The organism is Flavobacterium agrisoli (assembly GCF_016522065.1).
Taxonomy (GTDB): domain Bacteria; phylum Bacteroidota; class Bacteroidia; order Flavobacteriales; family Flavobacteriaceae; genus Flavobacterium; species Flavobacterium agrisoli.
Genome location: NZ_JAEHFV010000004.1, coordinates 213,652 through 228,770, shown reverse-complemented (window position 1 = coordinate 228,770; position 15,119 = coordinate 213,652). Strand labels below are relative to the sequence as shown.

Annotated in this window: 10 protein-coding genes; 1 reads left to right on the top strand and 9 read right to left on the bottom strand. The window is 35.3% G+C overall.

Going from position 1 to position 15,119, the window contains the following annotated elements; translation table 11 throughout:
- Window positions 1–38: 38 nt before the first annotated feature.
- The 6 genes from I5M07_RS11450 to I5M07_RS11425 all read right to left on the bottom strand — a co-directional run bounded on the left by I5M07_RS11450 (window position 39) and on the right by I5M07_RS11425 (window position 5,902).
- Window positions 39–1,058 (bottom strand): cytochrome-c peroxidase, encoded by a 1,020-nt coding sequence (locus I5M07_RS11450; protein ID WP_200106575.1) that lies wholly within the window; start codon window positions 1,056–1,058, stop codon window positions 39–41.
- Between the two features lie 62 nt (window positions 1,059–1,120).
- On the bottom strand, window positions 1,121–1,993 hold the full coding sequence (locus I5M07_RS11445; protein WP_200106574.1) for an MbnP family protein: 873 nt from the start codon (window positions 1,991–1,993) through the stop codon (window positions 1,121–1,123).
- A gap of 52 nt (window positions 1,994–2,045) precedes the next feature.
- The gene (locus I5M07_RS11440; protein ID WP_200106573.1) at window positions 2,046–2,414 is read right to left on the bottom strand and encodes a hypothetical protein; all 369 of its coding nucleotides are present in this window, start codon (window positions 2,412–2,414) and stop codon (window positions 2,046–2,048) included.
- A gap of 3 nt (window positions 2,415–2,417) precedes the next feature.
- Entirely contained in the window at window positions 2,418–4,382 is a 1,965-nt protein-coding gene (locus I5M07_RS11435) for a TonB-dependent receptor plug domain-containing protein (RefSeq protein ID WP_394369061.1), read from the bottom strand.
- A 19-nt stretch (window positions 4,383–4,401) separates the two neighbouring features.
- Window positions 4,402–5,325 (bottom strand): hypothetical protein, encoded by a 924-nt coding sequence (locus tag I5M07_RS11430; protein ID WP_200106571.1) that lies wholly within the window; start codon window positions 5,323–5,325, stop codon window positions 4,402–4,404.
- A 208-nt stretch (window positions 5,326–5,533) separates the two neighbouring features.
- Window positions 5,534–5,902, bottom strand: coding sequence for a hypothetical protein (locus I5M07_RS11425; RefSeq protein ID WP_233622044.1), 369 nt, complete (start codon window positions 5,900–5,902; stop codon window positions 5,534–5,536).
- Between the two features lie 123 nt (window positions 5,903–6,025).
- Between I5M07_RS11425 and I5M07_RS11420 the strand changes: the two genes are divergently transcribed.
- On the top strand, window positions 6,026–6,466 hold the full coding sequence (locus tag I5M07_RS11420) for a DUF4890 domain-containing protein (RefSeq protein WP_200106570.1): 441 nt from the start codon (window positions 6,026–6,028) through the stop codon (window positions 6,464–6,466).
- A gap of 57 nt (window positions 6,467–6,523) precedes the next feature.
- On the opposite strand, the gene I5M07_RS11415 is transcribed toward I5M07_RS11420, so the two are convergent.
- From I5M07_RS11415 to I5M07_RS11405, 3 genes are all read right to left on the bottom strand, one after another.
- Complete coding sequence (locus I5M07_RS11415) at window positions 6,524–7,528, bottom strand: LLM class flavin-dependent oxidoreductase (RefSeq protein WP_200106569.1); 1,005 nt, start codon at window positions 7,526–7,528, stop codon at window positions 6,524–6,526.
- An 81-nt stretch (window positions 7,529–7,609) separates the two neighbouring features.
- Complete coding sequence (tamL, locus tag I5M07_RS11410) at window positions 7,610–9,907, bottom strand: translocation and assembly module lipoprotein TamL (protein WP_200106568.1); 2,298 nt, start codon at window positions 9,905–9,907, stop codon at window positions 7,610–7,612.
- A gap of 3 nt (window positions 9,908–9,910) precedes the next feature.
- The gene (locus tag I5M07_RS11405; RefSeq protein ID WP_200106567.1) at window positions 9,911–14,983 is read right to left on the bottom strand and encodes a translocation/assembly module TamB domain-containing protein; all 5,073 of its coding nucleotides are present in this window, start codon (window positions 14,981–14,983) and stop codon (window positions 9,911–9,913) included.
- Between the last annotated feature and the right edge of the window lie 136 nt (window positions 14,984–15,119).

Genomic DNA, 15,119 nt, shown 5'->3' with positions numbered 1-15,119 from the left:
CAAAAGTAAATTGTCATGGCTATTTTCACCGAATTTATTTATTGTTTTTTCAAGAATTGCTCATCGGTTAAAGTGTTTAAAAAGGCAATGAGTTGTACTTTTTCGGTTGTAGAGAGCGAAATTTTATTGCCGTTCTTTTTGAAAATTGCATCTAAATTCTCGGCATCTAAAACACCTTTATCAAAATAATCCAAAACAGCCTCAAGAGAGGCAAACTGCCCAAAACTCCCGTAAGGTGCGGTAAGGGCTACATTGCGTAATGAAGGAACTCGAAAACGCATATAATCTTCCATATTTCCGGTTACTCGGGCTCTTCCAGCTTCATTTGTATCGGTATTTATTGGAAAACCTATATTCCTAAAACTTTGGTCTGTAAACAATTCGGTGCTGTGACAACTAACACATTTTTGCTGAAAAACCGCGTATCCTTTTGCTTCTGTTTCCGCAAAAGCAGCTTCGTTTCGTTTCACTTTATCGTATTTGCTATTGGCCGAAATTAAGGTATATTCAAATTGCGCGATGCTTTTGTAAATGCGCTCTGGGGTAATATTCTCATCTCCAAAAGCTTTGTCAAATAAATCTTTATACGTGGCATCTCCTTGAATTTTTCCGATTACTTCTAAAATAGAAGAATCCATTTCTTCGTGTGTAATAATCGGAACCAACGGCTGATTTTCGAGTTGCAGTTTGTTTCCATCCCAATTGTAAAATTGCAGAAAAGCTAAATTCTGAAGCGAAGGCGTGTTTCGTAGTCCTACTCTATTTTCTATCCCAATTGCCTGCGGATTATGATCGGCAAATGCAGATGTTGGAATATGACAACTAGCGCACGAAACGGTATTATTGGCACTGAAACGTTTGTCAGAAAAAAGTTTTGCACCTAATTCTACGCCATATTGGGTTGGTTTATTTGTAGTAAAAGAAACATTCACCTCTGGAAAACCTGCCGGAATCTCCATTGAAATCTCGGGATTATCGATAGTAACCCTATCAGACTCTTCACTGCTGCAAGACACAAACCATAAGGAAAGCAATAAGATACCGATTAATTTTTTCATTATAAATGAATTTAAAAACAGAACCATCTAACTCCTAAATCAGATGGTTCTGAAATTTATTTTTAGTTTTCTACATTTTCAACAGAAAACATTCCTTTAACATCGGAAGAACCATTGCCTCCAATATTGTCCACATATTTTACCATATTGGCAGCGGTATGCACACTTGGAGTTGCATTAGCATTCATCCCAGTTGAGCTTAATGTAATTGTATTTATTTTTCCGCTTAGTAATTTATCAAAATCAGCTTTGATAGTAATTTTAGGTGCATTTTTTCCCACCACGGCATTAGTAGTCAAATCCAAAGTAATATCGCGGTAAGCATCTACTCCTTGCACATAAGTAGCCGAATCGCCCATAGTACCTGATACCGTACTCCCGGTATGAATGGATAATTGTTTGTTATCGGTATCGTAAAAACCTTCAATTTTAGTAAAGCGATAACCAGTACCCCACTCCCAATGCATTTCGGTATCGTTAGCGCCAGCCGTTGCGTAAAAAACAGGAAAACGAACTTCATCTAACGTATTTAAATCGGTTTTTACTCCTAAGCCAAATTTAATTTGTTTGTATGTTGCCGAAGGAATATTACTTAAAACATAATTCAACGAAGCCGCCTTAGCTTGATCGATTACGGCCGCTCCTTTGTCTAAATCGTTTACGTTGTACGGTATTTCAGTTCCGTCGGCTTTAACTAAACGAATGTTGCTAATTACATATTTCAATTCTGAAAAATGATGAACCTGTCCAGCTGCGGATGTATTTGCAGTTGCGGATGCTGACGTTGCATTTCCTAATACAATCGTACTATTTTTGAATGTATTATTAAATGACAAGGTTACATTATTTGCTACAGGGTTATCACCATCGTCTGAGCAAGAAACAAATGCCAAACCGGCCACAACTAATAAAAGGTATTTTTTAAAATTTTTCATTTTTATATTTTTTTTTAATTTCTGTAATGGTAATTTTTCTAGTTAGGTTATTCTACAAGAAATTAGGCGGCGGATGTAAAATTTCAAAATGAGTCATTAGAAGCTTTTTTTCTTTATAAAAGGATTCTTCTTTTATTCGAAATAACGGTTGAAGCTGAATATAAAACTCGGTATTGGAATGCAAAAAAACTTCGATTTTCTTGCCAATACTCTTTAATTCTAAATCCGATTTATCTGATTTTTCTAATTCTTTTTTCAAGTGACATTTTCCGTGGCATTGTAATTCTGGTTTATTTTTATTGACACAAAAATCGGCTTCTATACTTTTTTGATTTAGTTCAAAATGCACCAAAATCAATGCCTGCTGGAAGGAAACCAACAGAAACAGGAATATCATCGTGATGCTAAAAACGTTCTTCATCTTTTATAAATTCACTTTTAAAGAAGTAAAAATATTGCGCCCCATTCTTGGAATATTTCCCCAATCGGCATAGGTGCTGTAATATTCGTTGAGGATATTTTCGGCACCTACTTGAACTACTGCTTTCATGCGGTTAATTTTAAACGAATAATCGGCTGAAATGTTCCAAATGGTGTAAGAAGGTGTTTCATCTTCGCCATATTCTGGGCTGTAATGAATTTGTTCGAAATCGCCATTAATCGAAGTTTGAATTCCGAAATTTTTATGCATAAAATGAAGCGAAGTTTGATAACTCAACGGACGAATAAAAGGTAAATTCCCGCCGTTATCATCCATTCCTCGTGCGTAAGTCAATACACCATTCCAATGCAAATGCGGCAAAATATCATACGTTGCGTTCAAAGACATATTCAACAAGGTAGCATAATCCAAAGAAGTATAACCTTTAACCCCAACCGATTGGTAATTCATCGGACTTCCCATACTTAAAATTCGGCCAATAATGTAATTCTGAATATAGAAATAATTAATTTTACCCTGTACACTTAATTTATCAGTCTTAAAACCAGCAGCTGCATTGGCTTCATACGAAATTTCATTTTTCAAATTCGGATTTCCAATATAATCGTAACGATCAAAACTATTGTAAATGTAATACCCGTAACCTTCGGAAACCGATGGTGCCCTATGCCCATAACCCGTTCCTATCGAAAAATTAAACTGATTGCTATCAAAAATATAGCCTGCATTTAAGCTTGGTAGAAATCTTGTTTTTTCTTGTGGTGCTCCTGGATGAAAAATCCAGTTAAAATCAATGTATTTGGAATAATTGTAATTTATACCCAACGATCCGCCCACGTTAACCTGACTTTTTTCCGAAATTTCCCAAACATTGTTCATAGAAAGTCCTGCGTAACGAGTGGTAACCCAAGGCCAGCTATAAGCAAACATGGTTCGTTCGCTTCGATCTTGCGGATACATTCGCATTTCGGCAATGGATAAATTGTCGTACGCGTTCAATTGAATTTCAGAAGAATACTGCTCTTTTTTCAAGTTAATTCTCGATAGTAATCCGTAGGTTGTACTCCAGCCTGGCATGTCCATGTGTACCAAATTTTCGGGACGAGTCGTATCATCCATATAATGTTCGATGGCATTAAAATACACTTTTGAATCCCAAACTTTAACCAACCCTTTTTCAAACAATAGTTTGTAAGAAGCCGAAGCAATAACGGCTCTCGACAACCACAAATCCATTGGTAAAGCTGGATATCCGACATCTTTGGCCATATCAAAAATAGCCTCTACTCGTACCGAAGATAAATCGCTCGTTTTATAAGCCAAGCCAAGCGAAGAATTGAATTTTTTAAATTGCGAATGGTTAACCTCATCATCATTTCCGTCAGAATAATTTTCGGCTTTTCGATAAGAAATACTTCCATCGGCTACCCATTTTTGAGATGAAAAAGAAACATTTCCTAGATTAAAAAACTGTTTGTTATTGAATTCAAACCCCGATTGATAAGTTCCTTTCCACAATGCGTTTTCGCTAAAAGCAGTACTTTTTCTTTTTAAATCGATACTCCCAGCTACTGTCGAACCGTGCATGTTTCCTTCTTGTCCCGATTTTATATCAATTGTTGCTAGATTATTACTTTCAACATACGAAGTAATTGGATCCATTTTATCGGTACAAGCGCCAAAAATGTGCATGCCATCAATAGTAAGTGTAGACCGTTCGGTACTCATGTTGTTTAGTAAAGGTTCCCAAGCATAGGCACCGCGTTTTATGAAACTGATATTTGCCGAAGACGATAAAAATTCATCTACCGAAATAGCCATTTTCATTTCGGTTTCAATTTTGTTTTTTGTAGCACTTTTGATGGTTACTTCTTCCAAACTTTTAATACTATCCCGATGCGTAGCTGTATGTTGAGCTGCGACTGATACCACAAAAAAAAGCAACATTAGTAAATATCTCATGTTTTTAGAATAAGGTATCAATATAAAGTTCACTTTTAACGCCTTGAACACCAGGAGTAAAATCGGTTGGTACAACAGTGCCTTTTAACAACTGTCCGGCTTGATTGAACAACATTAAATTCAGCGTCCAATTCCCGGTCATGGTATAATTGACAACGCCGTGATACAAACCATCATTTTGCTGCGTTAAATCTTTATTATTGGGTGAGGAATGATTTCCCATCGAAGGCTCTGGCATTCTTGGATCAAGTTTCAACGTATAATTTGACACTACCGAATAGGAAAATTGTGATGGATCTGGAAATGTTCCTGCGCTCGTTGTGGGTTTATCGTATTTGTAAATTCCCGCTACCAAATTATTTTCGGCTACTGTAGGTTTTTGAGGTGCTACTAAAGCAATAAAATACTGCTCACTATCAGCCCCAATAAAAGAAGCCATGTTCAAATTTTTATTGGTCTGCGTTTCCACCATCACTTGCTGAGTTCCTTTAAAAACCTGATTGGCATCGGTAAAACTGATATAAAATTGCCAATTCCCTTGTGAAGATTCTTCAGGAAAAACCACATAACCCGAATAATATTTTTCGGTTGCATTGTACGACAATTTATATTGATGTGGCCCCGAAGCATTATCGCCTGCCAAATGCGTAATTATTGGTAAAAAAGTAACCTCCGAACTGCTTAATTCGGTATTAGTATGGGCATCTTTAATATGCAATCGAATTTCGTTATACCCTTTATAAAAAGTTCCGTTTAAGGCCTCAATATGAATCGTATAATTTTCAACTGTTAATACAGCGGCTTCTTCAAATTCATAATATTCCGGAACTTCCGTTTCTAATTCGGCTTCAAAATCGGTTTTATCTAAAGTACACGAGCTCGCTATGGCCAAAAAAAAGGCCACAGCAAAAAGTTTGAAAAATTTCATTTCTGAATGAATGTTTAATTAAAAAGCTTTTTAAGCATCACCCCTAATTCATAGCAAATTCCACTGTTTTTAAACAAAACAGGAATATCTTTAAATCAATAGGTGAAAAATTACGTGTTTTATTGTTGTATTTCGATAAAATGAAAAAACAACGTCCAGCAGATGTTAATATAAAATAACATCTTGCTATTAAAAAAACACTTTTTAATTAAACAACAGGTGGGCGAAAAACAGCATTTGTCTTCAAAAAAGAATAAGACAAATTATAATCAGAAGGAATTTTGATTGTTTTAGTATAATAGGCTACTTTAAAAGTAAAATGGCTTTCTATTTCTTGGTAAAAAATGATGGTATTTTCGAAGGAAGGTTGCTTTTTGTCGTTCCCTTTTTCTGGCGTATCAGAGGCTTTTGCCAATTCTTTAATCAAATGGCATTTTCCGTTACATTGCATTTGCGGTTTGGCTTTGTTTTCGCAAAGCACATTCGCTATATAATCATAGCTCACCACATATTCCACCACCGGAAAAAGGGGTTTTATAAAAATTGCAAGTAATAATAGGAATACCAGTTTTTTCACGTGGCAAATTTAAACAACAATTTTTTAAAAAACTTTGTTAAATCAGATTAAATTCAAAAAATAGCATTAAACCTTTTTCTTCTTTTATAATCTTATACCTATTAACATTTAAACAAACTTATCATGAAAAAATTTCTTTTAGTAGCATTACTTTCTATCGGTATGGTAGGTTTTGCTCAAAACCGTCCAGAAAGAGAACGTTTAACTCCAGAACAACGTGTTGAAAAACAAACCGAACGTTTGACAAAAGAATTAAATTTGAGCAGCGACCAACAAAAACAGGTTAAAGACTTACTGACTTCTGAATCTGCCGAAATGCAAAAAATGAGAGGAGAACGTTCCGACCGAGCATCAAAACCAACTGCTGCTGAACGCGAAGTGATGAAAAAACAAATGACAGCGGCAAAAGAAGGTCACAACGCCAAAATGAAAACTATTTTAACTGATGATCAGTACAAAAAATTCGTAACAAATCAGGAAAAAAGCCAAGAACGAATGAGAGAAAACGTTGAAAGAAGAAGATCAAATTCAGACGGCGGAGACAATACTGGCATGGAAGACTAATTCATCTTACTATTAGTTCGAAAAAGGGTTTGGTATTTAGCACCAAACCCTTTTTTTTTATTTATTGATTGCATCCATCACGTTCTTCATGATAACTAAGCTTTTTAATTTATCCTGATGATCGTAAATAGGACTTGTAATCATTAATTCATCAATTTGAGTATATTCAATAAATTCTTTGATTTTTTTGGTGAGTTTTTCGGCATCGCCAATAAAAGAACAAGCGGTCATTTGGTTAACATGAAATTGTTCTTCTTCGGTCATCATTCCGTCTAAACTTGCCACTGGTGGTTGCATCGGTTGGCGGTAATTTCGAACCAATCCTAAAAACATTTGATACAAACTCGTTGATAATACGTTAGCTTCTTCGTTGGTGTCGGCAGCAATAGCATTGACACACGCTATAATTTTGGGTTTATCGAGGTATTGTGACGGTATGAAATTTTCTCTATAAAAATCAAAAGCCTGATACATTTGTCTAGGCGCAAAATGTCCAGCAAAGGCATAAGGTAATCCTTTCGAAGCTGCTAAAGCAGCGCTATCCATACTAGAACCTAAAATCCAGATAGGCACCTCAACGCCTTCAGCAGGAAAAGCCCTTACTTTGGATTCGGCATTTTCGACTGAAAAATACTTCTGAATTTTTTCTACGTTTCGTGGAAAGTGTTGTGCTTGTTCAAAAAAATCTTGACGAATGGCTTGAGCCGTCAGACCATCGGTACCGGGTGCCCTTCCTAATCCCAAATCGATTCTATTGGGATATAAAATTTCTAAAGAACCAAATTGTTCGGCGACCACCAAAGGCGAATGATTGGGTAACATAATTCCGCCAGAACCCACCCGGATATTTTCGGTTTGACTAGCAATATAACCAATTAAAACCACCGTTGCGGTACTGGCCACATGCGCCATATTGTGGTGTTCGGCCAACCAAAAACGCTTGTAATTTAAAACATCTGCTAATTGAGCTATTTCTTTGGTTTTTGAAAATGTATCAGCGGCATCACTGCCTTTTGTTATTAATGCTAATTCTAATAGCGAAATGGGTATATTTTTTGACATTTTATCATTTTTGCAGTTTATACAAATTTACGTATTCGTATTCGAAGCAAAAAAATGTCGCTGTTAATCAAATTATAATTTTTAAAACGGATAACCAATAGCAATATTCAATATCAAATTATCTTTTCGCCAAGTACTATCGCCAAAATTAACCTGATCGAGCACCCATCGTTCTCCTTCTGGCAAATAAGGTTTTCGAATAGGGAAAGCCAAATCGAAACGCAAAATCAAGAAAGACAAATCGAAACGCAAACCGGCTCCTACTCCGACAGCTAATTCTTTCATAAAATCCTTCGAAAATTCAGCCCCTTGTTTATCCGGGTTTTTGTTTAACAACCAAACGTTTCCGGCATCCACAAACAAAGCGCCTTTTACAATACTAAACAATTTGGCTCGGTATTCGGCATTCAACTCCAATTTAATATCCCCAGATTGATCCGGCAAAAAGATACTATCGGTTACCGTATTCAAATAAGAACCCGGCCCTATAGAACGGGCACGGAACGCACGAATACTATTACTACCTCCTGCTACAAATTGTTTAATAGTAGGCATTACCGTTGAGTTTCCATAACTATAACCCACACCTGCAATGATACGGGTAGCCAATTCGCTATTGCGACTTAATTTTAAATAATGCCTAAAATCGGTTCTAATTTTAGCGTATTGGCTAAAAGGAACGTTCAATATTTTAACGGTATCTTGTTTTTTAGCATTTGCACCCGTAATTAAACCTGTAATATTTCCGGCTAAGTCCAATTCGCCTTTAAAGTAAATGGTACTTTTTTTTCGTTTTTGCATCGTATTGGTGTACGTATACGAATAGGTAGGACCAAAAATCAATTGCTTTTCAATTACTTTCTCTAAAGTGGGATCGGCATCAATTTGTGCCTGATACAAGTCGCTTACATTATTTGGACTCACATAATTCACATCAAAAAGCTTGAATTCGTGTTCTTTTCTAATGTTTTCCTTCCACAAATACCCGAAAGAAGCGGTAAACGAATTCAAGCCATACAATTGGGTTCTTTGCTGAAATTCGTATCCTAAAGTCGCTTTGGTTTTAGGTACAAATCCGCTGGCACTTTCAATCTTAAATGGCGTTATAAATCGTGGCCAAGTCAAGCTTGTTTCCCCTCCAAATTTATAAATATTATAGCCTTTGTTAGTACCACCCAATTGAAAATCGGCACCACCAAAAACAGACAACGTTAAAAGTTCGGCACCTTTAAATAAATTTCGATTGTTCCAATTCACGTTTATTTCGGTTCCGGTATAACTTGCCGAATTGGTTTTTCCTTTGGCTTCAACTCGGATGAATTTTTTGGGCAATAAGGTTAAAAAATAATACGCATCTAATGTATTCGGAATAGAATCCGACTCTTTAAATTCGTTTTTTACAAAATTAAAAGTTCCTAAATTGATGAAGCGATTTAGTGTTAAATTATGATCGGTTCGGTTGTATAAATCGCCTTTTTTAAAATACAAGGTGCGGTCAAAAATTCTAGGACTAAACGTATCCGTAGAATCGATTATGGTTATGTCCCCATATTGTTTGATATCTTCTTTTTTGTACACAACCGAATCTTTGCCTAAAGTAAAATTCGGATAAACAACAATATCGTTTATCGTATAAGCTTGTTTGGCTTTTGCAGGAGTTGCTTCTTTAATTTTCAATTTAATTGTTACTTCGTGATCGCCCTTGGTACTGTCTACTTGCGCCAACAAATAATCGGGATTGAAATAATAATAGCCACGCTCTTTTAACCGCGTATCGATGCGTTCTCTTTCGGCTTTTATCACATCTAAATCATACGGATTACCGACTTTCAGTAAACTTCTACGGGTTATAATTCGGTTGATTTGTTTGGCTAGTTTAGTCGAGTCTGCCTGAAAATCAACTTCTTTTATTTTATATTGTTGATAGGGTTTTACAGTATATTCGGCTGAAGCTTTTTTGCCATTAGTCGTAGAATCGGCACTAACTCGAACTTTAAAATAACCTCTGTTTTCGGTAAAATTTCTCAACAAAGCCACATTATAATCCAAATCAACTTGACTAAAAAGCACGGGTGCTTCTCCTACTTTATTTCGTAACCAATACCGAATTCCTTTGTCTTTAGTTGGTTCGCCAGCCAAATTGTAAATCAATAATTTAGGACGCAACCCAAAAATTTGTTTATTGGGCTTAGGACGCAACAACGCTTCCAATTCATTTTCTAAAGCTTTACGGTCTTTCTTTTTCAAAATAGAATCTTCTACTTGAACAGAACCTTCCGTGTACAAGAGTTCGCCTTCCGCTAAATATTTGGTATTGCTACACGCAAACATAAAAAACAAAAGCACTACAAAACCATATTTATAAATTATCCTTTTCATATTTTAGGTTTTCTGAATGGTTTCTTTATTCGCTTCTTCTTCGAGTTTTTTCTTTTCTTTAAACTCTTTTTGTTCTCTAATGATGCGTTTTTCTTCTTCAGAACGATGAAATAATTCTCTGAATTTATTATAACTCATAGTAATAATAAAAGCAACACCCGTTTCGATTACTTGCCCTTCAACAGCCACTTGGTACTCGTTTTTACGATAAGCACGCACCATATAACGACCATCGGCAGTTAGTTGATAATCCAATGCTACATCACCGGCAATATTGGTATTTTGTTCGTTATTACGCTGAGCTCCTTCCAATCCAAAACTGCTTCCAACGGTCACTTTTAAACGGTCATTCAATAATTTTTTCGAAAGTCCCACGTTCAAATCGGTACGTTCTTCTCGAGTTCCCGAAGTATAATCTTCAGTCGATTCCAAATCAAATTCCAGTTGTACTCCTTTAATTAAATCGCCAGCTAAATTATTTAACTGTTCCGATAAAATTTTGCTCACACTTTGGCGTGCAATTGTTTCGGCATTGGCTCCCCCACTTTCGCTTTCAAAAGGATTTTCGCCTACAAATCGATTTAACAATAATAAAGCAAAAACTTGTTTGTTCATTTCGTTCGGATCTTGGCGCAATTCTTCTAATTTACCTTGTGAAAGTGTCACTACATCGGATGAAACGCCATAATTCCCATCTGGTAATTGAATGTCAAACGAAATATCGGGTTTCATTAAATCGCCATTCATTTTTAAAATGGTTTTAAACGGAATTTTTTGTTTGTACGTATTGCGAATCGTCGGACTATCGGTTGGTAATTGATTGCCAACCAAATCAATTGGAGCAGTTTCCACTTCGTAAACGGCTGTAATATTTAAAGTGGCTTCGGTTGGTTCGCCATTCCAAATAATGTAGCTTCCTTTTTGAATATCAAATTTGCGATGCAGCATATTGAAGTTCATTTCGTAAGCGCCTTCATCAAATGTATATTTACCTGTTAGCGTGGTTTTCCCGGAAGGATCGATTCCTCCTGTTAATTGTGCTTCCCCTTTAAGTTCCAAATAATCGCCATTTCCTTTATCGATTAACAAAGTTAATTTAGCCTCCTTATCAATGGCAATAGCAACATTTACGTCCATGCCCAAAAGTTCGGATTGGTTGAGTTCGGTTTGCATTTTTTCGGTCTGACGCAAGTACGCATTATCTTCATCCACAAATTCAACAATTCCTTCACGATCCGCTATTGAAGGGTCGGATTGCGGCATTACGACAGTAAATTCGGTTTCTTTGTCAATCGTGATTTTACCATCAACTTCTGGACTATCTAAAGTTCCTTTCACATTCAATTTGGCATCTAAAAACAAATCGCCATAAAACAAATCGCTGTCTTTTGCTTTTGAATTGACCGCTCTAAAATTATCGGCCGTTAGTGTCAATCCAAAAGAATAATCGGTAAAATTACTGGTTTTGATATTTCCGTCTAAAATCAAATCGTTACTGTTTTCATCTTCCAGTGTAAATGAATCAAACTGAATCGACTCGTTATTCAATGCAATAGTTTCGTCTTTAATTTTAAAAAACGAATTCAATTGTGTTACTCGAAAACCAGCCTCCGAAAATTGCAAACTTCCATTCACTTTTGGTGCATCAACTGTTCCGGTTACATCAAAACTACCCGATAATTTTCCGGTCCCCTCGGTAATATTTCCCATTGTAAAACCTTGAATACTTTTTATATTTAAAGTGTTCAAATCTAAATTTAAATTCAAATTTCCTGCACCAAGTCCATAAGTTCCAGCCAATTTAACATCATTTCCTTCTCCGCTTAAAACTACATTTGCCGAAAGTGTATCGGCAGTTTGATTGTCAACCTTTATACTTAAATCGCCAACCGGCTCGCCCATAAAAGCAAATTGGTTGATATTTAAATCAGAAGTAAAAACAGGTTGTGTGGTACTATTTTCAATTCTTGCAGTACCGTTAATTAACCCTTCAGCCAGAATATCTTCTTTTTGAACAATACTTAAAATAGTAGCAATTTTAAAATTGGAGAATTCAATGTTTAGAGGCGAATCCTTTACCTGCGCATCCGATTGAATTTTAAGAAAATCCCCCTCGTTGCTCAATTCGAAATTATTAATATAAAAACCTTTGTTTCCAAAAGCAATTGTATTATCGGGGTTTATTTTCCAATTATCGTAATTTAAAAGCAATTTTTCGATATCAATTGTAAACGTGTTTTGCCCTTCGTTGGCTGCCAATTTACCGGCTATAAAATAGCGTTCTTTTTGAGCATCGTCTAAAATTTGCAACGCGTAATCCAACTCATTGTCGGAAGCCGAGCCTGTTAAACTTGTATTAGGCAATTTAAATTGTTCGTTTTGAATGGTCCCAATTTTCAACGCATAATCAATCGTATTTTCTTTAGTCGCCACATTGGCCGTTACGCCCGCAATCGTGTTTCCGGCATACACCAAACGAGGAATGTTTGCATTTAACGAAAGAGAATCGGTTTTACTATCAAAAGCCGCTTCTAAATTCATCGGTTCCAAACTGGTTAAATCTGGAATTAATTGAAAAATAATCGGGTCGTTATCTACTTTAGCCGTTACCGTAAAATATTGTTCGTCCGAAATTTTGGCCGCTTTTTTATCGGTAACATTCAGGTTAATGTATTTAGACACTGTTTCTTGAATCGCATCCGAAAGCGTAGTCAATTTGTATTTTCCTTTCATTTCGGCTTTCAAAAACTGAGAACTTATCTGAATGTTATTTTGTTCGGCATCCGAAAAAGCAAGCAATTTAATAGAGTCCAAAACAATTGGTTCGGCTTCTTTAAGAATTTGAATATTCGAGGCTGTTAATTTTCCGTTTAAAAAATCGGGATTGGTATTACTGAAATCAGCTATAATATTTCCGCGTAATTTTAAAGGCCCCGCGTGTAAGTGAAGTTTTTCTAAATCGGCAATGTCTAAATTCAGTTTTAATTTTACAGCAGGAAATTTATCCTCAAAACCACCACTAGCACTCATGACAAATGCAATATTGGGATCGGAACTATTGCTTTTTACATCAAAATTCCCATTTGCTATAGCACCATCTAACGTGATGTTTGAATAAGTATAACGATTGAAAACTGCCTGTTGCACTACAGCGTTTAGTTTTGCATTGGCCGTTTTGGGATCTAAACTAGTTCCTTTAACTTTTGCTTTTACTGAAATTTTCCCAATCGAATCATTTTTAATTAATTTACCTAAATCGAAGTTTGTAAAGACAACAGCTGCGTCATATTTTTCACGATTTTTTACTCGTTGATCAAAAAGTGCGTCTACTTTAGCAGAACCGAAGCTGCTTTTTAAATTCAAATTGGTTTTAAAATTAGTGACCGTTCCTTTAAATTTTCCGTTTAAATTAAATTGAGAAGGTAGCTGAATGGAATTGGGAAGGGTACCTTTTGGGACAAACGCATTTATATCTTTTGCCGTACTCGAAAATTGCTGAATAGCCACATCCAAAAACATTTTATCGACATCGGGCAATCCTGCAACAGTACCGGAAACTTTGATTCTGGTGGTTCCCAAACCTTGCACTTCTAAAATCGGAATGGAAAGATTTTTTATTTTACCTTTTAATTTAGAATTAACACTTAAAATTGCATTTGGATACGAATTAAACGGATTGGTATTTTGCAAATTAGGCGCTAACAATAATATGTCTTGAAACCCAATTTTTGTTTGCTTTAGATTAGCATCAATAACAGTTTCGCCAATATTTTTAGATAGCGCATCCAAAGAGGCATATTCTAACTGCACTTCATCTTTCAATAAAGTACGTGGGGTTTTCAAATACAATTCTTTTAAAAATGCTTTTTTAGGTCCGTAAAAAAAATCGGTACGAAAACTTTGAACGTTTAAACCACTTTTTTCTTGCACTTTTAATGAGTTAATTTTTCCCGAAATAGTATCATTACCATAGTACAAACGCTCCATTTTAGTGTTGAAATTTTTCAAATCCAAATGTGCATAATCCAACCCTTTTGGTGTTTTTTTGCTTTGCATATCGTCATAACGAAACGCAATATTTTGCAAATCGACCGTTTGTAATTTTACTTTCCAACCTTGTTGCGGAATACTTGTGGTATCTAATTTTGGAGTTTTAATTTCTTTATCGCTTTTTCCTAAAAGCAAATTTCCCTTGAGGTTTTTAACTTCAAACGATTTTAAATCGATAGCTTGTTTTTTCATATCGATTGCGTTAACAGCTAATTTTAGACTTCCTAAATCCAAGCCCGAATTCATTTTGGAATCTTTATTATCGTATAGAATTTTGATTTGAGATAATTCGACCGTATTCAACTGAATTTTAAAATCAGGGGTTTTAGAAATTGTATCAATCGTTTTAACCGAAGTTTCAGCAATTTTTTCAACTAAATCTTGATTCATTGCCAATTGAAATCCGTTTAATTGAATAGTCGGAACATTAAAATCCATTGCATCCAAATCAAATTTTTTGAATTTCGTGCTAAATTCATTCAATTTCAAATGAATATCGTTTTTAGCCAAAACGTCTTTAAAACCAAATTTTATGTTTTTCAAATCGACTTTTACCACACTAATAACATAAGGCGTGCTGGTTGTATCGACAGGCTGTTTTTCGGGCGATTCAAAAGCCTTGATGATATAATCGAAATTAAAAATAGAATCTTTATTTCGAGAAATATTTGCAGTTGTATTTTCGAGTAAAACCGAATTAATTTCGATTTGATGATTCAAGATTTTAAACAAATCAATGTCTACTTCAAGCCGCTTTCCGCTCAATAAAGTATCTTTTTGTTGGTCCTCAAAATAAAAGCCTTCTAATACTATTTTTTTAGGAAACTTAATAGCAATATGCTCTAAAGCTACTTTGGTTTTGATTTTATCTTGAAGAAAAGTAATGGCTTTATCCTTAGCAAAGTTTTGCACCGATGGAACCTGAATTAAAACTATCAACAGAAGTAATAATGCCACTATAATCCCAACACACCATAACAAAATGCGTGCAATTTTTTTAAAAATAGCATAATTGGCTTTACTCATTATTGATTGGCTTTGGTTGGATCGAACTGAAAAAAATCAGATTTCACAACTTCAAATTTCTTGAAATTAGTTGGCTAAATTTTACATAATTCACAAATTTTGTTTCAGGATTTACTTTTACAAAAGAGTCTAAACA